Origin of the sequence: Sinomonas albida (assembly GCF_004919045.1) — a bacterium.
GTDB classification, from domain to species: domain Bacteria; phylum Actinomycetota; class Actinomycetes; order Actinomycetales; family Micrococcaceae; genus Sinomonas; species Sinomonas albida.
Genome location: NZ_SWDW01000012.1, coordinates 34,945 through 58,094 on the forward strand (window position 1 = coordinate 34,945; position 23,150 = coordinate 58,094).

Annotated in this window: 18 protein-coding genes and 1 tRNA gene; 12 read left to right on the plus strand and 7 right to left on the minus strand. The window is 69.4% G+C overall.

Translation table 11 applies throughout. The features are described 5' to 3' along the window. Positions 1-98: 98 nt before the first annotated feature. The gene (pepN, locus tag E6A26_RS12775) at positions 99-2,720 is read right to left on the minus strand and encodes an aminopeptidase N (RefSeq protein WP_136611586.1); all 2,622 of its coding nucleotides are present in this window, start codon (positions 2,718-2,720) and stop codon (positions 99-101) included. A gap of 110 nt (positions 2,721-2,830) precedes the next feature. Here pepN and E6A26_RS12780 point away from each other — a divergent pair, with 110 nt between their 5' ends. From E6A26_RS12780 to E6A26_RS12795, 4 genes are all read left to right on the plus strand, one after another. Beyond that, positions 2,831-4,387 carry a circularly permuted type 2 ATP-grasp protein gene (locus E6A26_RS12780; RefSeq protein ID WP_136611587.1) on the plus strand — a complete coding sequence of 519 codons (1,557 nt, stop codon included), beginning with the start codon at positions 2,831-2,833 and terminating at the stop codon, positions 4,385-4,387. A gap of 55 nt (positions 4,388-4,442) precedes the next feature. Next, entirely contained in the window at positions 4,443-5,369 is a 927-nt protein-coding gene (locus E6A26_RS12785; protein ID WP_136611588.1) for an alpha-E domain-containing protein, read from the plus strand. Further along, positions 5,366-6,217 (plus strand): transglutaminase family protein, encoded by an 852-nt coding sequence (locus E6A26_RS12790; protein WP_136611589.1) that lies wholly within the window; start codon positions 5,366-5,368, stop codon positions 6,215-6,217. The genes E6A26_RS12785 and E6A26_RS12790 overlap by 4 nt, the downstream gene beginning before the upstream one ends. A gap of 205 nt (positions 6,218-6,422) precedes the next feature. Further along, the gene (locus tag E6A26_RS12795) at positions 6,423-7,346 is read left to right on the plus strand and encodes a hypothetical protein (RefSeq protein ID WP_136611590.1); all 924 of its coding nucleotides are present in this window, start codon (positions 6,423-6,425) and stop codon (positions 7,344-7,346) included. A gap of 198 nt (positions 7,347-7,544) precedes the next feature. Here the strand turns inward: E6A26_RS12795 and E6A26_RS12800 are convergent, their stop codons facing one another. Then, complete coding sequence (locus E6A26_RS12800) at positions 7,545-9,014, minus strand: SDR family NAD(P)-dependent oxidoreductase (RefSeq protein WP_136611591.1); 1,470 nt, start codon at positions 9,012-9,014, stop codon at positions 7,545-7,547. A gap of 11 nt (positions 9,015-9,025) precedes the next feature. Next, positions 9,026-10,483 carry a glucose-1-phosphate adenylyltransferase gene (gene glgC / locus E6A26_RS12805; protein WP_136611592.1) on the minus strand — a complete coding sequence of 486 codons (1,458 nt, stop codon included), beginning with the start codon at positions 10,481-10,483 and terminating at the stop codon, positions 9,026-9,028. A gap of 110 nt (positions 10,484-10,593) precedes the next feature. Here glgC and glgA point away from each other — a divergent pair, with 110 nt between their 5' ends. Then, positions 10,594-11,796 (plus strand): glycogen synthase, encoded by a 1,203-nt coding sequence (glgA, locus tag E6A26_RS12810; protein WP_136611593.1) that lies wholly within the window; start codon positions 10,594-10,596, stop codon positions 11,794-11,796. An 88-nt stretch (positions 11,797-11,884) separates the two neighbouring features. Here glgA and E6A26_RS12815 read toward each other — a convergent pair whose 3' ends face one another. The 3 genes from E6A26_RS12815 to E6A26_RS12825 form a co-directional block, all read right to left on the minus strand. Further along, entirely contained in the window at positions 11,885-12,334 is a 450-nt protein-coding gene (locus tag E6A26_RS12815; RefSeq protein ID WP_234865454.1) for an Hsp20/alpha crystallin family protein, read from the minus strand. Positions 12,335-12,455: 121 nt separating this feature from the next. After that, on the minus strand, positions 12,456-14,546 hold the full coding sequence (locus E6A26_RS12820) for an acyl-CoA dehydrogenase family protein (protein ID WP_136611594.1): 2,091 nt from the start codon (positions 14,544-14,546) through the stop codon (positions 12,456-12,458). Beyond that, positions 14,543-15,265 (minus strand): TetR/AcrR family transcriptional regulator, encoded by a 723-nt coding sequence (locus E6A26_RS12825; RefSeq protein WP_136611595.1) that lies wholly within the window; start codon positions 15,263-15,265, stop codon positions 14,543-14,545. The genes E6A26_RS12820 and E6A26_RS12825 overlap by 4 nt, the downstream gene beginning before the upstream one ends. Before the next feature lie 87 nt (positions 15,266-15,352). Here E6A26_RS12825 and E6A26_RS12830 point away from each other — a divergent pair, with 87 nt between their 5' ends. The 3 genes from E6A26_RS12830 to E6A26_RS12840 are packed head-to-tail and all read left to right on the plus strand — an operon-like array spanning position 15,353 to position 18,967. Beyond that, positions 15,353-16,657, plus strand: coding sequence for an acetyl-CoA C-acetyltransferase (locus E6A26_RS12830; RefSeq protein WP_136611596.1), 1,305 nt, complete (start codon positions 15,353-15,355; stop codon positions 16,655-16,657). Between the two features lie 10 nt (positions 16,658-16,667). Beyond that, positions 16,668-18,047 carry a 3-oxoacyl-ACP reductase gene (locus E6A26_RS12835; protein ID WP_136611597.1) on the plus strand — a complete coding sequence of 460 codons (1,380 nt, stop codon included), beginning with the start codon at positions 16,668-16,670 and terminating at the stop codon, positions 18,045-18,047. Positions 18,048-18,088: 41 nt separating this feature from the next. Continuing rightward, the gene (locus E6A26_RS12840) at positions 18,089-18,967 is read left to right on the plus strand and encodes a MaoC/PaaZ C-terminal domain-containing protein (RefSeq protein WP_136611680.1); all 879 of its coding nucleotides are present in this window, start codon (positions 18,089-18,091) and stop codon (positions 18,965-18,967) included. Between the two features lie 83 nt (positions 18,968-19,050). Here the strand turns inward: E6A26_RS12840 and E6A26_RS12845 are convergent. Continuing rightward, positions 19,051-19,134, minus strand: a tRNA-Leu gene (locus tag E6A26_RS12845). A 341-nt stretch (positions 19,135-19,475) separates the two neighbouring features. Here E6A26_RS12845 and E6A26_RS12850 point away from each other — a divergent pair. From E6A26_RS12850 to E6A26_RS12865, 4 genes are read left to right on the plus strand one after another with little or no spacing between them, the layout of a single operon-like run. Then, the gene (locus tag E6A26_RS12850; RefSeq protein ID WP_136611598.1) at positions 19,476-20,447 is read left to right on the plus strand and encodes a metal ABC transporter solute-binding protein, Zn/Mn family; all 972 of its coding nucleotides are present in this window, start codon (positions 19,476-19,478) and stop codon (positions 20,445-20,447) included. A gap of 57 nt (positions 20,448-20,504) precedes the next feature. After that, positions 20,505-21,359 (plus strand): metal ABC transporter ATP-binding protein, encoded by an 855-nt coding sequence (locus E6A26_RS12855; protein WP_211129121.1) that lies wholly within the window; start codon positions 20,505-20,507, stop codon positions 21,357-21,359. Further along, entirely contained in the window at positions 21,346-22,257 is a 912-nt protein-coding gene (locus tag E6A26_RS12860) for a metal ABC transporter permease (protein ID WP_136611599.1), read from the plus strand. The genes E6A26_RS12855 and E6A26_RS12860 overlap by 14 nt, the downstream gene beginning before the upstream one ends. Next, positions 22,254-23,141 (plus strand): metal ABC transporter permease, encoded by an 888-nt coding sequence (locus tag E6A26_RS12865; protein WP_136611600.1) that lies wholly within the window; start codon positions 22,254-22,256, stop codon positions 23,139-23,141. The genes E6A26_RS12860 and E6A26_RS12865 overlap by 4 nt, the downstream gene beginning before the upstream one ends. Positions 23,142-23,150: the final 9 nt, after the last annotated feature.

Consider the following 23,150-nt stretch of genomic DNA (forward strand, 5'->3'; position numbering starts at 1 on the left):
GGCGCAGGCCCTGCGGGACCGCGGGCCGCAGCGGATACTGACCGTCCGCAGCCAAGCCCGCGCCGAGTCCGGCCGGCCGGTCGGAGGCGAGCCTGTGCCTACGTCGTGTGAGACCGCGCTTGCGCCACGAGCGCACGGCGGAGATGGTCGCGCTCCTCGATGACCAGACGCCGGAGCGCAGCCGGGGCCCCCGCGTGGGCGGTGAGCCATGCGTCCGTCTGTCGCAGGATCCGGTTCTCCTCCGGCGCCTCGCCCGGAGCGAGCGTCGCGTCCGCGGGGAACAGGCCCCTGATGATCCGGCTCGCGATCTCATTGGACCGCTCGCGCCAGATCGGCTCCAGCAGCGTGAAATAGCGATCCTCGTACCCGGCTCGCAGGTGAGCTGGACCCAGAGAGAAGCCCTGGACCGTCGCGCCGAGAAGATCGTTGGAGAGCGCCTCCGACTCCACCGACTCGCTCCACGCGGCGCTCTTCGCCTCCGGGGTGGGCCGCGCGGCGACGGCGAGCGCATGGCCCACCCGGCCCCGCGCGGTCGCGTCGCGGTCGAGCTCCGCGTCGAGGTCCGCCTCGCTCGCGAGGCCCTGAGCGGCGAGTGCCTGCCACAGGGACCACCGGAGCTCGGCGTCGGCCGACACGCCCTCGACCTGGCCGCCGCCGGTCAGGAGGGAACGGGCCAAGTCGAGCTGGCCGCCGCCGTACCGGCTGCCCTTGGCCAGCGCGCGCGCCCAGGCCAACTGGTGATCGGATCCCGGTTGGGCGGCCCGCAGGTGCGCCGCGACGGCTGCGAGGTACTCGTCCCGCAGCGCGTCCCGCTCGCTCGCGGACGAGTACCGCTCGATCGCGTGACGAGCGTTGTCGAGCACCGTGAGCAGGACGCCGATCGTCGTCTCCGACGGTCCGAACTGGGCGACGGCGCGGACGTAGTCGCGGGCGGGGGAGACGCCGTCCCTCGCGTCGTGCCACAGGGCGGTCCAGCACAGGGCCCGGGCGAGGGGATCCGACACGTCCCCAAGCGATGAGCGCACGGTCTGTTCGGACGCGTGGTCGAGGCGGACCTTCGCGTACGTGAGGTCCTCGTCGTTGACCAGAAGGAGATCCGGCGCCTCGAGCCCCGCAAGCTCGGGGAGCTCCGTGAGCTCGCCGTCGACGTCGGCCTCGACGCTGTGGGTGCGCACGATCGCGCCGTCGACGGTCCGCGAATACAGTCCCACGCGGAGCCGGTGGGGACGGGGCGCGTCCCGGCCCGTCACCGGATCCACCGCGGTCTGCCGCAGCGCGACCCGGGCGAGCCGCCCGCCGTCGTACTCGAGCTCGGGCTCGAGCACCGGCAGCCCGGCCGTCTGGAGCCACGCGGCGGCCCAAGCCTCCATGGGCCGTCCGGATGCGCGCCCCAGCGCGTCGAGCAGGTCGGCGAGAGTGGTGTTGCCGTAGGCGTGCTTCGCGAAGTACTCCCGCGCAGCGGCGAAGAACGCCTCCTCGCCCACGTAGGCCACGAGCTGCTTGAGCACCGACGCGCCCTTCGCGTACGTGATCCCGTCGAAGTTCTGTTCGGCCGCCTCGAGGTCGGGGATGTCGGCGACGATCGGATGGGTCGTGGGCAGCTGGTCCTGGACGTAGGCCCACGCCTTGCGGCGGTTCGCGAAGTTGACCCATGACGTGGTCCAGTCGGTCGCGCGCTCCACCGCAAGGGTGCCCATGAACTCGGCGAACGATTCCTTGAGCCAAAGGTCGTCCCACCAGCGCATCGTCACCAGGTCGCCGAACCACATGTGCGCCATTTCGTGCATGAGCGTGTTGGCGCGCGCCTCGTACTGCGAATCGGCGGCCCGCGACGCGAACACGTACTGCTCGGTGAACGTGACGAGCCCCGGGTTCTCCATCGCGCCGAGGTTGTACTCGGGCACGAATGCCTGCTCGTACTTGCCCCACGGGTAGGCGGGCGTGAAGACGGAATGGTAGAAGTCGAGCCCCTGCTTCGTGAGCCCGAAGATGCGGCTTGCGTCGAAGTGCGGCGCGAGCGACGCGCGGCAGTAGGCCGCGAGCGGAACGGCGAGCTGCGCGCCGTCGCCCGTCGTGCCCAGCCATTCATCGTCGGCCCGGTGATAGGGCCCGGCGAGGACCGCTGCGAGATAGCTGGGCATGCGCGGGGTCGGCGCGAAGTCCCAACGGGCGACGGCGGGTTCCCCGGTTCCCGCGCGGACGCTCGCCTTCCCCGCGGGCGCGCCGTTGGCGCTGACCACCCAGTCGGCGGGGGCAATCACGGTGAACGAGAACGTGGCCTTGAGGTCAGGCTGCTCGAAGTTCGCGAAGTACCGCCGCGCGTCAGCGGGCTCGCACTGCGTGTAGAGGTACGTGAGTCCGTCCGCGGGGTCGACGAAGCGGTGGAGTCCCTCACCGGTGCGGCTGTAACGCGCGAGTCCGCTCACTTCGAGGCGATTGTGTTCGGCGAGGCCCGTGAGGTGGACCCGCGCGCCGTCGTACGCCCGTTCCGTGTCGAGGGGGAGGCCATTCAGCACCACCTCGGTGACGCTCTCGCCGACGAAGTCCACGAACGTCTCGGCCCCGGCCTCGGAGCGGAACTCGATGATGCTCTGCGTCGGAAAGACAGCGCTCGCGGGATCACCGGCGGAGCGCAGGTCCAGAGTGATGCGGTACGACTCGACGGCGACAACGCGGGCCCGTTCGGCGGCTTCGTCGCGGCTCAGGTTCTCGGTGGGCACGCAGGACATTCAACCACGGCCGTGAGGCGGCGCGGCGGCCCGGGTCCGCGGAAACACGCCGGACTTCTGCCCGACATGCGCGCGTCGCCGATTGGTGAAAAGCTGTCTCCATGTCGGATCTGTTCGAGGACTACGCCGTGGCCGCTGCCCGCACGGGCGCCTACGACGAGATGTTCGCGCCGGACCAGGTGGCGCGCCCCAGTTACCGCCAGCTAGCCGGAGCTTTGGCCAGCCTCGACCTCACCGATGTGAGTTCGCGTGCCGATTCGATGGCGCGCACGTTCCTGGACCGCGGCGTCACGTTCGACTACGCGGGGGAGGAGCGGCCCTTCCCGCTCGATCTCGTCCCGAGGGTCATCTCTGCGACCGAGTGGGGCGTCCTCGAGCGAGGCGTCGCCCAGCGGGTGCGTGCCCTCGAGGCGTTCCTCGACGACGTCTACGGCAAGATGGCCGTCGCGGCGGACGGAGTGGTCCCGCGCCGTATCATCACGTCGAGCAAGCACTTCCACCGCCAAGTCCACGGCTTCGAGCCGGCCGGCGGCGTCCGCGTGCACATCTCCGGCATCGACGTGGTCCGAGATGGCGGCGGCACGTTCCGCGTCCTCGAGGACAACGTGCGCGTGCCGTCCGGCGTCAGCTACGTCCTCGAGAACCGGCGCGCCATGGCCAAGGGCCTCCCCGAGGCCTTCAGCCAGCAGCCCATCCGTCCCGTCGAGGAGTATCCGCGCCGCCTCCTCTCGGCGCTGCGGAAGACGGCGCCCGCAGGAGTCGACGATCCGACCGTCGTCGTGCTTACCCCAGGCGTGTTCAATTCGGCGTACTTCGAGCACACGCTCCTGGCCGGCCTCATGGGCGTCGAGCTCGTCGAGGGGCGCGACCTCATCTGCCGCGGCAACCGTGTGTACATGCGGACCACCGCGGGCGAGCAGCGCGTCGACGTCATCTACAAGCGCATCGACGACGACTTCCTCGACCCGCTGCAGTTCCGGTCCGACTCGATGCTCGGCTGCCCTGGCCTCGTGAACGCGGCGCGCGCGGGCGGGGTGACGATCGCGAATGCGGTGGGCAATGGCGTCGCGGACGACAAGCTCGTGTACTCCTACGTGCCCGATCTGATCCGTTACTACCTGGGCGAGGAGCCGATTGTCGCGAACGTCGATACGTTCCGGCTCGAGGAACAGGCGGCGCGCGAGGAGGTCCTCGACCGGCTCGAGGAACTGGTGGTCAAGCCGGTCGACGGGTCAGGCGGGAAGGGCCTGGTCATCGGGCCGGACGCCTCGAAGGAGGAGCTCGAGACGCTGCGCCAGCGTCTCGTGGCCGATCCGCGCGGCTGGATCGCCCAGCCCGTGCTCCAGCTCAGCACCGTGCCGACGCTGAGCGGGGACAAGTTCGGGCCCCGGCACGTGGACCTGCGCCCATTCGCGGTCAACGACGGCGACGACGTGTGGGTGCTCCCCGGGGGGCTCACGCGAGTGGCGCTCAAGGAGGGCAGCCTCATCGTGAACTCGAGCCAAGGCGGCGGGTCGAAGGACACGTGGGTGCTCGCCGAATCCCGCAACGTGCCCATCGAGGCGGAACCGCGGCACTCGATCAGCATTCGCGAACGCACGAGCGTGTGGCCTGTCGAGAGCAGCTGGCGCGACCGTCAGGCGGAACAGCAACAGTGAGTCCTGTGGCCGTGCTCCCCGCCGCCCTACGCCCCGACCACAGGAGGAGGCTTCCTTGCTGAGCCGCATCGCTGAATCACTGTTCTGGATCGGGCGCTACGTCGAGCGTGCCGACGGGACCGCGCGCATCCTCGATGTGCACCTCGAGCGCCTCAACCACCTTCCGCCCGAGGATCAGCACAGCGTGGCGAAGGAGCTGCTCGCCGTCATGGGCTCGCGGCCCGAGCACGAGGACTTCGGCCTCGCGGAGCTGCTCCACACCCTCGCGTACGACCGCACGCATGCGACGTCCATCGCCGGCTCTCTCGGCGCGGCGCGCGAGAACGCCAGGCGGGCGCGCGAAACCGTGTCCTCGAGCCTCTGGGAGTGCCTCAATACGACGTACTACGGACTGAGCCAGCACCGCAAGGACGTGGTGGGCACATACCGTTTCTGCCACTGGGTCCTTGAGCGGACCGCCATGGTCGGGGGCCTCACGGACACGACGATGAGCCACGACGAGAGCTGGCTGTTCCTCGTCCTGGGCCGCTCGCTCGAGCGGGCCGACATGACCGCTCGCATGCTGTCGACGCGCGAGGTCCACACCGCCGGCATGTCGTGGGTCAACATGCTCCGCTGCGCCGGCGCGTACGAGTCCTTCCTCAGGACCCGCCGCGCAGCGTTCGACGATCGTCACGCCGCCGAGTTCCTGCTCATGGACCGGCTGTTCCCGCGTTCGATCGTGTACGCGCTCCGGGACGCAGACGATTCGCTCGCAAAGCTCGATCCGTCCGACACCCGCCTCGGCCTCATCAATGACGCTCGCCGCATCGTCGGCCAGGCACGTACGTTCCTCGAGTTCCACAGGACAGACGACCTCATGGTCGAGCTGCCGGAGCACATGGAGCGCGTGCAGCGCGCCGTCGCGCAGGCTTCGGACGCGATCTCGCGCAAGTACTTCAATCAGGCCGATGAACAGGCCTGGGTGGGAGAGGTGTCATGACCCGGCTGAGGATCCTCCACCGGACCGCGTACCGCTACAACCAGCGCGTGACGCTCAGCTACAACGAGGCGCGCATGACGCCGCTCACGGAGCCGCAGCAGGTCGTCCTCGAGTCGCAGGTCCGCGTCCTGCCGTCGCAGGCCGCCGTGAGTTCGTACAAGGACTACTGGGGAACGCGCGTCACGGCGTTCGACATGCAGCTCCCGCACGAGTATCTCGAGGTCACGTCGACGACGACCGTCGAGGTGCACCGCGTCGAACGTGTCCCCACCGAGGGATCGGTGGTTCCCTGGGAGAAGCTCCGGAGCGCCGAGGTCGAGGACCAGTTCAGCGACTGGCTCCCGCAGTCGCGGTTGTCGGGACCCGGATCCGAGGTGCTCGGGATCGTTCCCGGCCTCGTCGAGGGGTGCGATCCCAACGCCGCGGCGCATTCGATCTTCGACTGGCTCCGCGGCGAGATGCGCTACATGCCTGGCTCGACGGGCGTGACGACGGACGCCGAGCAGGCGTGGAACCAGCGTCAGGGCGTCTGCCAGGACTTGGCGCACCTTGCGATCGGGTCTCTCCGCAGCATCGGGATTCCCGCGCGCTACATCTCGGGGTACCTTCATCCGCGGTCGACGGCGGAGGTCGGCGAGGTCGTGGCCGGACAGTCCCACGCCTGGCTGGAGTGGTGGGACGGCGAGTGGCGCAGCTGGGATCCCACCAACCACAAGCCCGCGGGCGACTTCCACGTGACGGTGGCGCGCGGCCGCGACTACCGAGACGTGCCGCCGCTCAAGGGCATCCTCTCGGGCGGGGGAGGCTCGCACCTCGACGTCTCCGTGGAGCTCACGCGCCTCGCCTGACGTTGCGGGGTCCCGTCCGGCCGGTTGCGGGGTCTCGTCCGGCGTGTTGTGGGGTCTCGTCCGGCGGGTTGCGGGGTCCCGTCCGGCCGGTTGTGGGGTCTCGTCCGGCCGGTTGTGGGGTCTCGTCCGGCCGGTTGTGGGGTCCCGTCCGGCGGGCTGTGGATAACCGGGCGGGCGACGTGACGGTTCGTGCGAGCATAAAGTCATGGCTTCGGGGGACAGCTTTCACGATCTCATTCAGCGCTCGTTCACTATTCACGAGGCGGCAGCCTTGGGAATTGAGCCTAGGGCTCTTCGGATGGCCGACGTCCGGGAGACGAGTCGCGGGATTTTCGAGCCCGCCTCGGGTCCGGGAGTTGGCGTCCTTGACCGCGTAAGGACACAGCTGAGTGTCCAGCCCGATGCGTGGGGATCTCACAGAACCGCGGCAACGATCCACGGGCTGTGGCTGCCGCCGTCGCTCGATGAGCACGCCCAACTTCACCTGAGTAAACCTACTCATCTTCCCAGAATTCGTCGCCCAGGAATCGTTGGGCACCGAGTCAGAATTCTGCCGGGAGAGGTCATTCAGGTTCAGGGTCTGTGGGTTTCGTCGCCCGCCAGGACATGGCTCGACTTGGCCGCCGAAATGACCCCCGCAACTCTGATCGCCTTGGGCGACCAACTCATCAGACAGCCCAGAGCAGGGTTCGAGGGTCGCACCACCCCGTACTCGACCAGAGCGATTCTTCTTGACCTGCTTCGCGCCCACCCGAAGGTCAAAGGTGTGGGGAGGTGCAAGGACGCGCTGGCGGATATGCGGGTGGGATCCGATTCGGTGCCCGAGACCCTGCTCCGACTTTCCCTGGTCGCCCACGGTTTTCCTGAGCCGGACCTACAGATTCTCTTGGACCCGTCCGACCCGTATTCTCCGAGTGCCGATCAGGGCTATCGCAACTTGAAGATTGCCCTCCAATACGAGGGGCAACATCACGAACTGGCAGAGCAGCAGGCTAAGGACCGGTGGCGCGATGCGAGGTTTGCAAGATCTGGATGGGCGACGATCCACGTTGTCGCAGCCGATCTAGCAGACGATTTCATCCGAGTTCGTCGGGAACTGAGCGTCTTGATTCGGAAACGCGCAGCCTGAGCCGGAGCTGGAGGGACGGGACCCCGCAACCCGCGGGATGGGACCCCGCAAAGCGCGGGACGGGACCCCGCAACCCGCGGGATGGGACCCCGCAACCCGCGGGATGGGACCCCGCAACCCGCGGGACGGGACCCCGCAACGCGCGGGACGGGACCCCGCAACCCGTGGGACGGGACCCCGCAACCCCGAGGGGGCCGGTCACCAGGGGGAGGGCTTGTAGTCCTTCAGGAAGACCCCGTAGAGATCGGTGCCCTCTTCGCCGACCACGATCGGGTCGTACACCCGGGCCGCGCCGTCGACGAGGTCCAGAGGAGCGTGGAAGCCCTCGTCGGCGAGCCGGATCTTGGTGTAGTGCGGCCGCTCGTCCGTGATCCACCCGGTGTCCACGGCGGTCATCAGAATGCGGTCGGACGTGAACATCTCCCCAGCGCTCGTGCGGGTGAGCATGTTGAGCGAGGCCTTCGCCATATTGGTGTGCGGGTGGCCCGGCCCCTTGTATTTCCGCCCGAACTGCCCCTCCATCGCCGAGACGTTGACGATGTACTTGCGCCGCGCCGTCGAACGCTGCATGGCCCCTCTGAGGCGGCTGATGAGGAGGAAGGGCGCCGTGACGTTGCACAGCTGGACCTCGAGCAGTTCAAGCGGATCCACCTGGTCCACGACCTGAGTCCATGAGTTGAACTTCGCGACGTCAGGCACAAGCCCTCCGGCGTCGATCGCGGTCCCCGCCTCGATGCGGTCCAGGGTCGTGGACCCCGTCGAGAGGGCGAGCGCCGTCACGGCGTCGGGTGCCAGGACGGGATGCCCGGTCACGCTGCCCGCAATCGAGAGGGGGTGGCGGTCATGCGCGTGGCCGAAGGTCAGTAGCTCCGGGCCGCCGTTCGACGCGAGCAGCTCGGCGGGCAGCGGTTCGTCCTCCGCCTCGGCGAGGGGGCGGTAGGCATTGGGCGAGCGGCGCACCGTCTGGGCTGCGTTGTTGATGATGATGTCGAGCGGGCCCTCGGCATTCACGGAGTCGGCGAGGGCGATCACCTGGGACGGATCGCGGAGGTCGATGCCCACGATCCGCAGCCGGTGAAGCCAGTCAGCACTGTCCTCCATGGCCGCGAACCGGCGCGCCGCGTCCTTGGGGAAGCGCGTCGTGATGGTCGTGTGTGCGCCGTCCCGCAGGAGCCGCAGCGCGATGTACATCCCGATCTTGGCCCGCCCGCCCGTGAGCAGCGCGCGCCGGCCGGTCAGGTCCGTCCGCGCGTCCCGCTTCGCGTGGCTGAACGCAGCGCAGTCCGGGCACAGCTGGTGGTAGAAAGCATCGACCTGGGTGTAGGGCTGCTTGCAGATGTAGCAAGGCCGCGGCCGCAGGAGGTGCCCGGCGACTTCGCCCGTGGCCGAGGACGAGAGCTTGTTGCCCTTCGTCTCGTCGTCGATCCGATCCGGCGCCGCAGTGGCCGTCTGCGCGATGACGGCGCGGTCGGCGGCGGCCACGGCGTCCCGCTTCTGGTTCCGCGAGAACCGGCGGTGTGCCTTGAACATCTTGCCGGTGGCGCGGCGCACGGCGACGAAGTCCGGGTGCTCCTCGTCGTACTCGTGGATTGTCTCGAGTACCTTGAGGCAGGCTTGGATCTCCTCCGGGGTCAAGGACCCCGGGGACGAAGGATCGGTGAAGCTCATGGCCTCCTAGTCTACCGAGGCTGAGCGTCCGCCGCTTCCGAGGCGGACGACGGCGCCTCCTCACCAGAGCGTGCAGCATCCGTGAGCAGGGGGTCGCCGTGGGCAGGGGTGGTTCCGCTTCCCGAGATGACCGGGCGCGCGCCGTCGGCCGTCGACCCGACGCGGTCCTCGAAGTCCGCGGGGTGCTTGGAGGCCCAGGCAGCGGCGAGCTTCCGTTCGTCGTCGTCCGGCTCGGGCACGGTCTGGTCCTTGGCGAGAATCGTGATCCCGGAGTCCGTGACCTGGAAGCCGCGCTGCTTGTCGAGCTTGGGGTCGAGGCCGATCGTCGCACCCGGCGGCACTACGACGTTCTTGTCGAGGATGGCGCGGTTCAGCACGGCCCCCTCGCCGACGAGGCACCCGTCCATGAGCACCGAGTCGAGGACGCGGGCGCCGGCGTTGACGCGGACGTCGTTCGAGAGCACGGAGCCCTCGACGGAGCCTCCCGTCACGACAACGCCGCTCGAGACGATCGAATCGAGCGCAGATCCGACCCGCCCGCCGACGCCGCGCACGAACTTCGCGGGCGGCGAGATGCTCTGGCGCGTGTAGATGGGCCACTGCGAGTTGTACAGGTTGAAGACGGGCAGCGGCGAGATGAGGTCCATGTGGGCGTCGTAGAACGAGTCGATGGTGCCCACGTCGCGCCAGTACGTCCGGTCGCGTTCGGTCGATCCCGGGATCTCGTTCTTCGTGAAGTCGTATACGCCGGCCTCGCCGCGCTGCACGAAGTGCGGCACGATGTCGCCACCCATGTCGTGCTTCGTGTCGAGGCGCTCGGCGTCGTGCTTGAGCGCCTCGACGAGCGCGTCCGAGTCGAAGACGTAGTTGCCCATCGACGCGAGGAACTGGTCGGGTGCATCGGGGAGGCCGGGCGTGGTCGGGGGCTTCTCGACGAAGGCCGAGATCCGCGACGGATCCGCGGCGTCCGTTTCGATGACACCGAACTGGTTGGCCATCGTGAGCGGCTGGCGGACGGCGGCAACGGTTGCCTTGGCGCCCGAGGCGACATGCGCCTCCACCATCTGGGAGAAGTCCATGCGGTAGACGTGGTCCGCGCCGACCACTACGACGATGTCCGGCTTCTCGTCCTTGATGAGGTTGAGCGACTGGTAGATGGCGTTCGCGCTGCCGAGGAACCAGCTCTTCCCCACGCGCTGCTGGGCGGGGACCGAAGCGACGTAGTTCTGCAGGAGCGTCGAGAGGCGCCAGGTCTCCGAGATGTGCCGGTCCAGGCTGTGGGACTTGTACTGGGTCAGGACGACGATGTGCCGGTATCCCGAGTTCACCAGATTGGACAGGGCGAAATCGATGAGCCTGTAGGCCCCGGCAAACGGAACGGCCGGCTTCGCCCGGTCCGCCGTGAGCGGCATGAGCCGCTTGCCCTCCCCACCGGCCAAGACGATAGCCAACACTCTCTTCGGCGCCATGGCGCAACCCCCGTCTTCCGTGTTCCGGTCAGGTGCGGCTCCATCCGACATTGGAGGAAGCCTCGGGGTTCACACTAGAACACCTCCCGGGCAGCGACTACGTTGGTGCCGTGCGAATTGACATTGTGACCAAGGAATTCCCTCCGGAGATCTACGGCGGTGCCGGGGTGCACGTCGCTGAGCTCAGCAAGGTTCTCGCGCGTGAGGTGGACCTGCGGGTCCACGCTTTCGGCGCGCCGCGCGAGGCGACGGTCGACGGCGCGTCCGTCACCTCCCACCAGGTCCCGTCCCAGCTCGCGGGCGCCAACGCCGCGCTCCAGACGCTCGGCATCGACGTCGACATCGTGCCCGAGGTGTCGGGCGCCGACGTCGTCCATTCGCACACGTGGTACGCGAATATGGCCGGCCACGTCTCATCGATCCTGTACGGGATCCCCCACGTCCTGAGTGCCCACAGCCTCGAGCCGCTCCGCCCGTGGAAGGCGGAGCAGCTCGGAGGCGGCTATCGCCTCTCGTCGTGGGTCGAGAAGACGGCGTACGAGGCCGCCGCGGCCATCATCGCCGTCTCGCACGGCATGCGGGACGACATTCTGCGCTGCTATCCCGGCGTGGACCCCGCGAAGGTGCAGGTGGTCCACAACGGAATCGACGTCTCGCGCTGGGGCCGTGACGAGGGCACGGACCTCATCCGGGCCCTCGGGATCGACCCGGAGAAGCCCTCGGTGGTGTTCGTGGGCCGCAACACGCGCCAGAAGGGCGTCCCGTACCTTCTCCGCGCGGCGGCGAAGCTTCCGGCCGACGTCCAGCTCGTCCTGTGCCTCGGGGCGGCGGACACGCCCGAGCTCGCCCGGGAGACCGCGGCCCTCATCGATGGCCTCAAGGCTGAGCGCGAGGGCGTCGTCCTCATCGAGCGCATGCTCCCGCGTGCCGAGCTCATCCAGGTCCTGAGCCACGCGACCGCGTTCGCGTGCCCGAGCATCTACGAGCCGCTCGGCATCGTGAACCTGGAGGCCATGGCGTGCGGCGCGGCGGTCGTCGCGACGGCCACGGGCGGGATCCCCGAAGTCGTTGACCATGGCTCGACGGGCCTGCTCGTGCCGATCGAGCAGGTGAGCGACGGGACCGGCACTCCGCTGGATCCCGACAAGTTCGTCACCGACTTCGCGGCGGCTCTCACCGAGGTCGTGTCGGATCCGGCGCGGGCGCGCGAGATGGGGGAGGCCGGGCGCGTGCGCGCCGAGCAGAACTTCTCGTGGGACACGATCGGCCAAGCGACCCTCGACGTGTACAGCTCGGTCCTCGCCGAGGGCTGAGACCGGGCCAGCGGACGACGGCGGCGAGGCACCCGCGCAGGGTGCCTCGCCGTCGTCGTTCGTCGCGCGAGCCGGTCGGATGAGCTGACTAGTCGCGGCTCACGTTGACCTTCGTCGGCCCCGGGCCGCTCTCGGGCGCGGACGGGACGCGGACTTCGAGCACGCCGTCCTTGTAGCTTGCCCGGATGTCCTCCTGCCGCGCGCCCCGCGGGAGCTGGACACTGCGGGAGAACGAGCCGTACCGGAAATCGGAGCGGTAGCCCTCCTTGGCCGCATTCTCAGGGTTCTCCTGACGCTCGGCGCGGATGTTCAGTTCGCCCTCGCTGACAGTCACGTCGACGTCCTTGTCGGGGTCGACTCCGGGCAGCTCGGCCCGCACTACGAGGTCGTCCCCATCGCGGAACTCCTCGACGCGCAGCCAGCCGGTGTCCCAGTCGCCCTCCATGAAGCGGCGGACGTGTTCAGGGAGTCCGAAGCGGCGGAACGGCGGCGGGACCGGCATGTCCCAAGGCCCACGGCGGGCCCATCCATCACCCATGGCATCCTCCTCGAGGTGTGCCCAGCCCCGTGGCCGGGCCCTGCCCTCAGGCTAGACCCCGGCCACAGGGGCGTGGAAGGCTCGTCGCGGCGGCTCTGAGCGAACACGTCAGTGGATGGGCTTAGCCCTTGGCCTTCGCGGTCCTGGCCTGCTTCTCGCGCCGAGGCTCGGCTCCGGCCGCCCGGAGCGCCGCGTAGTACTCCGCGGCCTCGTCCTGCCGTTCGGCCTCGCCGCCGGTCGCGATCGGCGCGCGGACGTGTTCGGGACCGTAGCCGAAGGCATCGACGAGGTCGAGGGCGTGCGGACGGAGCCGCGCGAGGAGGCGGTTGATGTACTCGCCCACGGTGCGGCCCCGCTGCATGCTGAGGCGGCCGTTCATGAGGTACCACGAGAGGTGCTTCTCGATGAGCGTGAGGCCGAACAGGTCCCGCAGCCACGTGAGGACCTTCTTGGTCCCGGGGTCCTCGACCCCGGCGAGCGCCTCGGTGAACGCCTCCCACTGGAGGAGCTCGGCATGCGCGTACGCGGCCTCGATGAGCTCGTTCTGGTGGGCATTGAAGCGAGCCGCGGCCTCAGCCTGGGGGAGCCTGTTGGCGCCGTGCAGCGCCTGCGCTGTCTGCGCGACCATCGTCTGGACCCGGTCCGCGAGGAGCAGCCGTTGGGTGTCCTCGTCGCGCAGTGCGAGGGCCGCCCGCTGGGCCCGGCCGCTGTCGCGGACGAACTGGGCCACTGCCCCGAGACCCGTCTTGTAGGCCACGCCGGCGGCCTGGCCGAGCGCGAACTTCGCGAGCGCCCCGACGCCCATGCCCCGGAACTCCTTGGCGTAGTCGTTGAGGAGCCGCTTGGCGACGAGCTGGAGGAGCACGTTGTTGTCGCCCTCGAACGTCACGTAGATGTCGAGGTCGGCCCGCAGCGAGGCGAAGCGGTTCTCCATGATGAAGCCCGCGCCACCGCAGGCCTCGCGGCACTCCTGCAGGATGTCGAGCGCGTTCCACGTCGCGAGCGGCTTGAGCGCGGCGGCGAGCGTCTCGAGATCCTGGCGGTCCTTGTCCGTATCCGCGCGGCCGGAGAACACGCCGTCGAACTTCTCCAGGAGCTGTTCGTGCGCGAAGTTCATGGCGTAGACGGTCGCGAGCCGGGGGAGCAGGCGGCGCTGGTGGCGCTGGTAGTCGAGCAGCACTTCCTCGGCCGTCTCCGAGGACGCATTGAACTGCCGCCGCTCGGACGCGTAGTGGATCGCCGCGGACAGGGCGAGCTTCGAGGCGGCCGTCGCGGCGCCGTCGAGCGAGACGCGTCCCTGCACGAGCGTGCCGAGCATGGTGAAGAAGCGGCGGCCGGGGCTCGCGATCGGAGAGGAGTAGGTGCCGTCCGCGGCGACCGAGCCGTAGCGGTTGAGCAGGTTCGTGCGGGGCACGCGGACGTGGTCGAAGTGGAGCCGGCCGTTGTCGATGCCGTTGAGTCCGCCCTTGACCCCGTCGTCCTGACCGCCAACTCCGGGAAGGAAGTCCTTCGTGTCGGGATCACGGAGGGGCACGTAGAGCGCATGGACGCCATGGTTGACGCCCTTCGTGATGAGCTGCGCGAAGACCACGGCTGCGAGGCCGTCCTTGGCAGCGTTGCCGATGAATTCCTTCCACGCCGCCTTGAACGGCGTGTGGATCACGAACTCCTCGGTCTCGGGATCGTACGTTGCGGTCGTCGCGATGCTGGCCACGTCCGAACCGTGGCCGATCTCCGTCATCGCGAAGCAGCCGGGCACGTCCAGCGACATGATGCCGGGGAGCCACTTGGCGTGGTGCTCCTCGGTGCCCAGGTGCAGGACCGCCGCACCGAACAGTCCCCACTGGACGCCGGCCTTGATCTGCAGCGAAGGATCCGCCGTGACCAGTTCCTCGAAGCCCGCGATGTTGCCGCCGTGGTCCTCGTCGCCGCCAAGCTCCTTCGGGAAGGCACGGTGGACCGCCTTGTGGTCCACGAGGTACTTGAGCTGGCCGAAGACGCGCTCGCGGTGCTCGTGGTGCGTGAGTCCCTCGAGCTTGTGCAGCTCCGCGTTGCCGGCGAGCGCGCGGGCCACGCGGCGCGTCTCCGCCCACGTGCCCAGGAGCTGGTCGCTCAGGGCTGCCACGTCGACGCGCACGTCATCGGCGGTCTCGGTGGGATCCTCGGCGAGATCTGCCGCGGAGTCGGTGGCGCCGGGGGCGAGTTCTGTCATGGCGTCTCCTTGCTCGAATTCGGGGTGTCTGATTCGGCGACGATGCCGGCGAAGAGCCAATCGGCGATCATCGCGGCCATCGCGTCGAGGGTGGGCTTGGAAGGCGTTTCCGGGGCTTCGAGCCAGCGCTCGCCAGCGGCGCGGACCAGGCCCATCGCCGCCGTGGGCCAGTAGAGGATCGTGGCGTGGCGCCCGGGGGAGAGGAGGCGCTGCATGGGCTCCTCGATCATGCTGCCGACGGCGTCGAAGAAGGTCCCGAACGCCGCGCCGGCTTCGGCGTCTGCGGGGCCGCCGGACGGGACTCGCGTCACGAACTCATACACGTGGGGTGAGCTCGCCGCCATTCCGAGGTAGGCGGCGACCATTGCGCGGATCCCCTCATGCGGCGTCTGTGCCGCCCGGGCTGCCTCGCCGATCCGGGTCTGCATCTGTGCGAGCACGAGTTCCCCCATTGCGGCCTGGAGGCCCGCCTTGTCCCCGAAGTAGCGGTAGAAGACGGACTTGGAGGTTCCGGCGGCGGCCGCAATGTCCTCCATGGGGACCTCGGAGCCCAGGCGGTGGACCGCTCGGCGCGCCAAGCGGATGAGCTCCGTGCGCCGCTCCTCGCGATGGGTCGCCCAGCGGGCGGTGCGGCCATCGACGGGCGCCGCCGTGGCGCCGTCGTGCGCTGGAAGCTCGGGTGCGCGCGCCGCTTGGCGCGCCGCTCGGGGGAGGTTCACGATACCCAGCGTATCAGGTACGCTTGGTATCGGTAACTCAGCTCACATCAGCGGCCGGGCGCGCGCCCGGCCCACGTATACGGAGGCATGATGTCCACTGTGCGCAAGGCCGTCGTCGTCGGCGGCAACCGCATCCCGTTCGCCCGATCGAACGGTGCCTATGCGATGAGTTCGAACCTGGACATGCTGACGGCCGCGCTCGACGGGCTCGTGGCCCGGTATGGGCTCCAGGATGAGCGCATCGGCGAGCTCGCCGCGGGCGCAGTGCTCAAGCACTCCCGCGACTTCAACCTCACCCGCGAGGCCGTGCTCGGCTCCTCCCTGTCCCCGGAGACTCCGGCGTACGACGTCCAGCAGGCCTGCGCGACCGGCCTCGAGACCGTCCTCGGCCTCTCCGACAAGATCAAGCTCGGGCGCATCGAATCCGCGATCGCGGGCGGGGTCGACAGCGCCTCCGACGCGCCGATCGTGGTCAGCGAGGGCCTGCGCCACGCGCTCCTCGAGCTCAACCGGGCCAAGACCCTCCAGCAGAAGCTGAAGGCCGTCTCCAAGATCCGGCCCAAAGACGTGACTCCAGTCGCGCCCGGCACGAACGAGCCGCGCACCGGCCTCTCCATGGGGGAGCATCAGGCCCTCACCACAGTGCAGTGGAACGTCACGCGCGAGGCGCAGGACGAGCTCGCGCTCGCGAGCCACCGCAACCTCGCCGAGGCTTACGAGCGTGGCTTCTTCGACGATCTCGTGACCCCGTACCGAGGCCTCACGCGGGACAGCAACCTGCGCGCCGACACGTCGCTCGAGAAGCTGGCGAAGCTCAAGACCGTGTTCGGGCGGCAGCTCGGGGATCGCGCCACGATGACGGCGGGGAACTCGACCCCGCTCACCGACGGCGCCTCGACCGTCCTGCTGGCGTCGGAGGACTGGGCGCAGTCGCGGGACCTGCCCATCCTCGCGGACGTCGTGGATGGAGAGGCAGCAGCGGTGGACTTCGTGCACGGCAAGGACGGGCTGCTCATGGCTCCCGTGTTTGCCGTTGCGCGGCTCCTCGGGCGGCTTGGGCTCACGTTCGAGGACATCGACTACTTCGAGATCCACGAGGCGTTCGCCGGAACCGTGCTCTCGCACCTCGCGGCGTGGGAGGACGAGGAGTTCTGCCGTGAGCGGCTCGGGCTCGACGGTGCGCTCGGCAAGGTCGACCGCGCCAAGCTCAACGTCAACGGTTCGTCCCTCGCCGCCGGGCACCCGTTTGCGGCGACGGGCGGACGAATCGTGGCCTCGCTCGCGAAGCAGCTGCACGAGCGGGGCGAGGTCGACGGGCGCCCGGCCCGCGGCCTCATCTCGGTGTGCGCGGCCGGTGGCCTGGGCGTCGCCGCGGTGCTCGAGGCTCGCTGAGGGGGACGGCATGACGGACAAGTACACAGCATTCGTGAGCCGCGGTTGGGGCCGTGACCTCGCCAAGCGTCTCGGGCTCCCGCAGCCGGTCGCCCTGCGCCGGTACGCGGCGGACGAACGGCTCCCCGGCCCAGCGCTCGTGGTCGGCTCCGGGCCCTCGGCCCAGGCGCTCGCGGATGCGCTTGAAGGCTGGGGCGTCGAGGTACGGCGCGACGGGGCGGACGACGGCGGGGCGTCGCCTGAGGCGGGCTCCGACGGTGCTCGCCGCCCCAAGCTCGGGGCCATCATCCTCGTCCTCGACGACGTCGAGGGCCCTGAGGGGCTGAGCGCCCCCGTGCTTGCGGCCGGGCGCGCTCTCCGTTCTCTTGCCGCGTGTGGGCGCGTCGTGACGGTGTCGCGCCGCGCGTCGGCGGCGGACGAGCCGTCCCTCGCGGCCGCGCGACAGGGCGTCGAGGGCATCCTGCGATCGCTGGCGAAGGAGCTCCGGTCCGGGTCCACGGCGAACGGGATCCTCCTGGCCGAGGGTGTTGGGGCGGACGCACCGAGCGTGCTGGGGGCGCTGCGCTTCCTGCTGTCGGGCAGGTCCGCCTTTGTCGACGGGCAGTTCCTCACGGTCGGCACCGACGGGGGAGCGCTGCCGCTCGACCCCGATCGGCCGCTCGCCGGAAAGGTCGCCGTGGTCACCGGCGCGGCACGCGGCATCGGTGCGTCGATCGCGCGAACTCTCGGGCGCGACGGGGCCAAGGTCGTTGCCGTCGACGTGCCCGCAGCCGGCGAGTCCCTCGCGAGGGTGGCGAACGAGGTCCACGGGACGGCGCTGCAGCTCGACATCACGCGAACTGACGCCGGCGAGCGCATCCTCGAGCACGCCGTAGGGCGTCACGGCCGCCTGGACATCGTGGTCCACAACGCGGGCATCACGCGGGACAAGCTCCTGGCCAACATGGATGCCGCCAAGTGGGACTCGGTCATCGCGGTGAACATCGCGGCCCAGCTGCGCATCAACGACGCGCTGCTCGCGTCCGATCACTTCGGCGACGGCGCCCATATCGTCTCGGTCTCCTCGACGAGCGGCATCGCCGGCAACCGTGGCCAGACGAACTATGCGGCGTCGAAGGCCGGGGTCGTGGGCATGGTGCGGTCGACGGCGGCGCGGCTCGCCGCCCGAGGCGGCACCGTCAATGCGGTCGCGCCGGGCTTCATCGAGACAGAGATGACCGCGAAGATCCCGTTCGCTACCCGCGAGGTGGCCCGCCGACTGAACTCGTTGCAGCAGGGCGGCCTGCCGGTCGACGTCGCGGAGGCCATCGCGTTCCTCGCTTCGGACGCGGCCGGCGGAATCTCCGGCAACGTGCTGCGCGTTTGCGGCCAGAATCTGGTGGGGCAGTGAGCGCGCCGGCCCGCGGGATCGAGACGGTCGAGCTCCCCGAGATGCCCTCGCTCTCGCGGCTCTACGTCGGCGCGGCGCGCGAGGCCGCGAAGAAGCTCGTCGGCAAGGGGAAGGGGCGTGCCACGCTGCCCGCCGCGCGCCACCACGTCACGGGGGTGCTGCCCGATCTCGTGAAGATGACGGAGTACCAGGCGCTGCTCAGCGAGACCAAGCTCGATATAGCACCGGCGGGCTATCTCCACGCCCTCTCCTTTCCGGCTGCCATGTCCGTCATGGGGCGGGACGACTTCCCGCTGCCCCTGCTCGGCATGGTGCATCTGCGGAACCATGTCGAGTACCGCAAGCCGGTCCTGTACCGAGACCTCTTGGACGTGACGGCGTGGGCAGAGGGCTTGATCGGCCATCGCGCGGGAACCCAGGTTGACGTGGTCACCGAGGTGCGGCATGCGGGAAGCGATGACGTTGTCTGGCGCGGCGTCTCGACGTATCTGGCCAAGGGCGTGTTCCTGCCGTCCGTCGACAAGCCTCGGGTCGCGGAGCCGCGGGAAGAGTTCCGTGCGCCGCTCCCCACGGCCCTGTGGCGGCTCGGATCCGAGACGGGCCGCGAGTACGCGGCCGTCTCAGGGGACTTCAATCCGATCCATCTGAGTTCGATCTCGGCCCGTGCTCTCGGCATGCGGCGATCGATCGCGCACGGCATGTACACCGCATCGCGCGCCCTCGCGGAGGTCGGGGCCCAGAAGGGCGATGCGTTCGCGTGGGACGTCAAGTTCGAGGCACCGGTGTTCCTGCCGGCGCGGGTGTGCCTGAACATCGGCGACTCGACCGACGCCCACGGCGCGTGGGTTCATTCAGCCTTCGTCGGGTGGAGTCCGACGTCGGGCCGGCGGCACTTCGTGGGCAGCGTCGAGCGGCTCTAGCCGCTTAGCCAAACAACCGCTGAGGCCAGAACAGCCGCTTAAGCGAGAACACCCCGGTCCATCGGACCGGGGTGTTCTCTTTGTGCGCGGAGGGGGACTTGAACCCCCACGCCCTAATCGGGCACTAGCACCTCAAGCTAGCGCGTCTGCCATTCCGCCACCCGCGCAGAGCGACGCCCAAAAGAACCCGCATCAAGCAATTTCCCTCGGGGCAACGAGTAAATACTTTACACCATCACGGAGGGCTCGATGACCCTTCGATGGGCGCGCCGCTCCGCCGTCGCCGCCGTGTGTCCACGGGCGGTGCGACGGCAGGAATCGGACCTTCGGGATGGCCGTGCCGTTGGAGGCCTGCCGGTCCGGGACCGCCTGATCCGCCTCCCGAGCGTCAGTTTGCACTGACGGGTGCAATGTGTTGTTAATGAGATGCATTATCAAGTAGGTGGGGGTGTTGACCCGAGCTGGACCCTGCGGGGAGGGCCCAGCCCATTCGAAGGAGTTTTGTATCATGCATGTGCCCCTGTCTTCCCGCGCTCGTCGCGGCTCTGCCCGCGCGGTCCTCGGCGCGGCGGCCATCGCGGCCGTCGCCGCCACGAGCGCGTGCTCCACGACCGCGCCGACAGCGAGTGCCCAGGGAAGCCCGAGCAGCAGCGGGAGCTCGAAGGTGATCCAGGTCGCGGCCGCCGAGAACTTCTGGGGCTCGATCGCCTCTCAGCTCGGCGGGAACCACGTGAAGGTCGCGAGCATCATCACCAACCCGGACACTGACCCGCATTCCTACGAGCCCACAGCCGCAGACGGCCGGACCGTGGCTGGTTCGGACTACGTGATCGCGAATGGCATCGGCTACGACTCGTGGTCGGACAAGCTGCTCTCCGCGAATCCGTCCACGGCCAGGACCGCGCTTAATGTCGGCACACTGCTGGGGAAGAAGGAAGGCGACAATCCACACCAGTGGTACTCGGCGGAGAGCGTGAACAAGGTCATCGACCAGATCACCGCCGACTACAAGAAGATCGACCCCGCCGACGCGTCCTATTTCGACGCGCAGAAGCAGACGTTCACCACCCAGACTCTGGCCAAGTACAACCAGCTCGAGTCCAACATCAAGTCCACCTACGGCGGCTCGCCGATCGGGGCGTCGGAGTCGATCGTCACCCCGATGGCCGAGAGCCTGGGCCTGCAGATGCTGACCCCGGAGACTTTCCTGGACGCCGAGAGCGAGGGGACCGACCCGACCGCGGCGGACAAGGCCACGATCGACCAGCAGATCGCGGACAAGCAGATCAAGATCTACGTCTACAACACCCAGAACTCCAACCCGGACGTCGCCGCGCAGGTCGAGGCCGCCAAGGCCAAGGGCATCCCGGTCGCCCAGGTGACCGAGACGCTCGCCCCGGCCAGCGCGAGCTTCCAGGACTGGCAGACGCAGGAGCTGCAGGGCATCGCCGACGCGCTGAAGCAGGCCACGGGCAAGTGAGCGTCCGCTCGACCAGAGGGGCCCGCCCGGCCCAGGAGGCCCACATGGACAAGGGTCATGAAGTGCCCGGCCCGGAACCAGTGCTCGCGGTGCGCGGCGCAGCTGTTCGCGTGGCCGGACGGACCCCTCTGGTCGGGCCTGGACCTCACCGTCGGCCCCGGGGAGTTCACCGCCGTCCTGGGCCCCAACGGGGCCGGCAAGTCCACCCTGATCAAGGTCCTCCTGGGAATGCAGCCGACGGCGGAGGGCGAGGTGACGGTACTGGGCGCGGCACCCGGGCAGCGCAACACCGCGATCGGCTACCTGCCGCAGCGGCGCAGCTTCGATGCGGGAGTGCGGATCCGGGGAACGGACATCGTCCGTCTCGGCCTCGACGGAGACCGTTGGGGCATTCCGCTGCCGGGCCTCGGCCGGTCGCGCGCGAGGGAGGCCCGCGACCGAGTGGAAGCAGTGATCAAGCTCGTAGGAGCCGAGGCGTATGCGCACCGACCCATCGGGCAGTGCTCAGGAGGGGAGCAGCAGAGGCTCCTGATTGCCCAGGCGCTCGTGCGCGGCCCCCGCCTGCTCCTGCTCGATGAGCCCCTGGACAGCCTGGACCTGCCGAACCAGAGTGCGGTGGCCAGCCTGCTGGGCCGGATCTGCGCCGAGGAGGGGGTGTCCGTGGTGATCGTGGCGCACGATGTGAACCCGATACTGCACCATCTGGACCGGGTCGTGTATATCGCCGAGGGGGGCGCGGCGGCTGGCACGCCAGCCGAGGTCATCACCTCCGAGACGCTGACGCGGCTGTACAGGACCCGCGTCGAGGTGCTGCGCACGGGCGACGGCCGGCTGGTCGTCGTCGGGCAGCCGGAAGCCCCCGCGGCCCACACGGACCGGCACAGCGCAGGGGTCCGCGATGCGGCCGGCTGAGGCGGGCGCACCCGTATTCTCCTGGAACCTCGTGGCGGACTTCCAGGACATGTGGTCTTACCTATACATGGTCAACGCCTTCCGAGCGGGCCTGATAGTCGCCCTCGTGTGCGGAGTCGTCGGGTGGTTCGTGGTCCTGCGCCGGCAGACATTCGCGGCGCACACGCTCTCGGTCGTGGCGTTCCCCGGGGCATCGATGGCGGTCCTGCTTGGTGCGAGCACGACCCTCGGCTACCTCGGGTTCTGTGTCGCGGCCGCCCTCGTGATCGCCGCACTTCCCCGCCGGGACCGGGAGGGCGGCGCGGAGGAGTCCGCTCTGACCGGCACGGTGCAGGCCTTCGCGCTGGCGTGCGGCTATCTGTTCATGAGCCTCTACAAGGGCCTCTTGGAAGGCCCTACCGCGATCCTATTCGGCGATTTCCTGGGTATCACGACGGGGCAGGTCGCGATCCTGGGTGCAGTCGGCGCGGGAGTGCTCGTGATCCTTGCGGTGATCGGCCGCAGGCTGCTATTTGCTTCGGTGGACCCAGATGTCGCCGCGGGGCGCGGCGTGCGGGTCCCTGCGCTGGGCAGGCTGTTCCTCGTGCTCCTGGGCGTGGCCACCGCCGAGGCAAGCCAGATCACCGGAACGCTCCTGGTCTTCGCCCTCATGGTCATCCCCGCCGCCACCGCACAGCAGCTCACCGCCAGGCCGAGCCTGGGCCTCGTCCTGTCCGTGGCGCTGGGATTCGTCTCGTGCTGGGCCGGTCTCACCGCCGCCTACTACGAGCCCTACCCGCTGGGGTTCTTCGTGACCGGGATCGCCTTCGCCGGACTCGTCCTCGCGCACGTTGTCCGGATCTCAAGGGATGCGATCGGCCGCGCGCGCACTCTCCAGGCGGTTCGAGGCGCGGCATGACGGTCATCGGGCAGCCCTTCTTCCAGCACGCCTTTCTGGCCGGGAGCTTCATCGCCTTCGCCTGCGGGCTCGTGGGCTACTTCCTGGTGCTGAGGGCCCAGGTCTTCACCGGCGACGCGCTCAGCCACGTCGCTTTCACGGGCGCGATGGCGGCCCTGGCAGGCGGCTACGACCTGCGGCTCGGGCTGTTCGCCGCCACCGTCGGCGTCGGGCTGCTGATCGGCGGGCTGGGCCGGCGGGGAGGGGCTGACGATGTCGCCATCGGAAGCGTCTTCGCGTGGATCCTGGGCCTCGGTGCCTTCTTCCTCACGGTCTACACGACCTCCCGCAGCGGCCTCCAGGGCGGAGCGGGAACGAGCGTCCTGTTCGGTTCGATCTTCGGCCTGAACGCCGATCAGACCACGACCGCCGTCGCGGTCGCGGCCGCGGCAGGACTCATCGTCCTGCTCATAGCCCGCCCGCTGCTGTTCGCCACGATCGACGGCGAGGTGGCGGCTGCCCGCGGCGTTCCCGTGCGGGCTCTTGGCTTCGGTTTCCTGGCCCTCGTCGGGGTGTGCGCCGGCGAAGCCACCCAGGCCGTGGGCTCGCTGCTGTTGCTCGGCCTGCTCGCCGCCCCGGCCGGTGCGGCGGCCCGGCTCACGGACCGCCCGTACCGCGCCCTCGCGCTCTCCGCCACGCTCGCGGTCGCGGAGATGTGGGGAGGGCTCTTGCTCAGCGCAGCCGTGCCCCAGCTGCCCCCGAGTTTCGCGATCATCGCGGCCGCAAGCGCGGTCTACGCCCTCACGTTCCTCATTCGCCCCGCACAGGCCTCGGGGGTCGGGGCCGTCCAAGCCGCACCCCACCAGGGGAATGTATGGCGAGCACCACGGACTCCGGACGCGTGACACCCCAGA

What these genes read in the sequence shown, in the direction of transcription:
- E6A26_RS12780 (WP_136611587.1), top strand. Translation starts at nt 2,831, where the DNA reads ATGTCGGATCTGTTCGAGGACTACGCCGTGGCCGCTGCCCGCACGGGC.
- E6A26_RS12790 (WP_136611589.1), top strand. Translation starts at nt 5,366, where the DNA reads ATGACCCGGCTGAGGATCCTCCACCGGACCGCGTACCGCTACAACCAG.
- E6A26_RS12795 (WP_136611590.1), top strand. Translation starts at nt 6,423, where the DNA reads ATGGCTTCGGGGGACAGCTTTCACGATCTCATTCAGCGCTCGTTCACT.
- E6A26_RS12800 (WP_136611591.1), bottom strand. Translation starts at nt 9,014, where the DNA reads ATGAGCTTCACCGATCCTTCGTCCCCGGGGTCCTTGACCCCGGAGGAG.
- glgC (WP_136611592.1), bottom strand. Translation starts at nt 10,483, where the DNA reads ATGGCGCCGAAGAGAGTGTTGGCTATCGTCTTGGCCGGTGGGGAGGGC.
- E6A26_RS12815 (WP_234865454.1), bottom strand. Translation starts at nt 12,334, where the DNA reads ATGGGTGATGGATGGGCCCGCCGTGGGCCTTGGGACATGCCGGTCCCG.
- E6A26_RS12820 (WP_136611594.1), bottom strand. Translation starts at nt 14,546, where the DNA reads ATGACAGAACTCGCCCCCGGCGCCACCGACTCCGCGGCAGATCTCGCC.
- E6A26_RS12830 (WP_136611596.1), top strand. Translation starts at nt 15,353, where the DNA reads ATGATGTCCACTGTGCGCAAGGCCGTCGTCGTCGGCGGCAACCGCATC.
- E6A26_RS12835 (WP_136611597.1), top strand. Translation starts at nt 16,668, where the DNA reads ATGACGGACAAGTACACAGCATTCGTGAGCCGCGGTTGGGGCCGTGAC.
- E6A26_RS12840 (WP_136611680.1), top strand. Translation starts at nt 18,089, where the DNA reads ATGCCCTCGCTCTCGCGGCTCTACGTCGGCGCGGCGCGCGAGGCCGCG.
- E6A26_RS12850 (WP_136611598.1), top strand. Translation starts at nt 19,476, where the DNA reads ATGCATGTGCCCCTGTCTTCCCGCGCTCGTCGCGGCTCTGCCCGCGCG.
- E6A26_RS12855 (WP_211129121.1), top strand. Translation starts at nt 20,505, where the DNA reads ATGAAGTGCCCGGCCCGGAACCAGTGCTCGCGGTGCGCGGCGCAGCTG.
- E6A26_RS12860 (WP_136611599.1), top strand. Translation starts at nt 21,346, where the DNA reads ATGCGGCCGGCTGAGGCGGGCGCACCCGTATTCTCCTGGAACCTCGTG.
- E6A26_RS12865 (WP_136611600.1), top strand. Translation starts at nt 22,254, where the DNA reads ATGACGGTCATCGGGCAGCCCTTCTTCCAGCACGCCTTTCTGGCCGGG.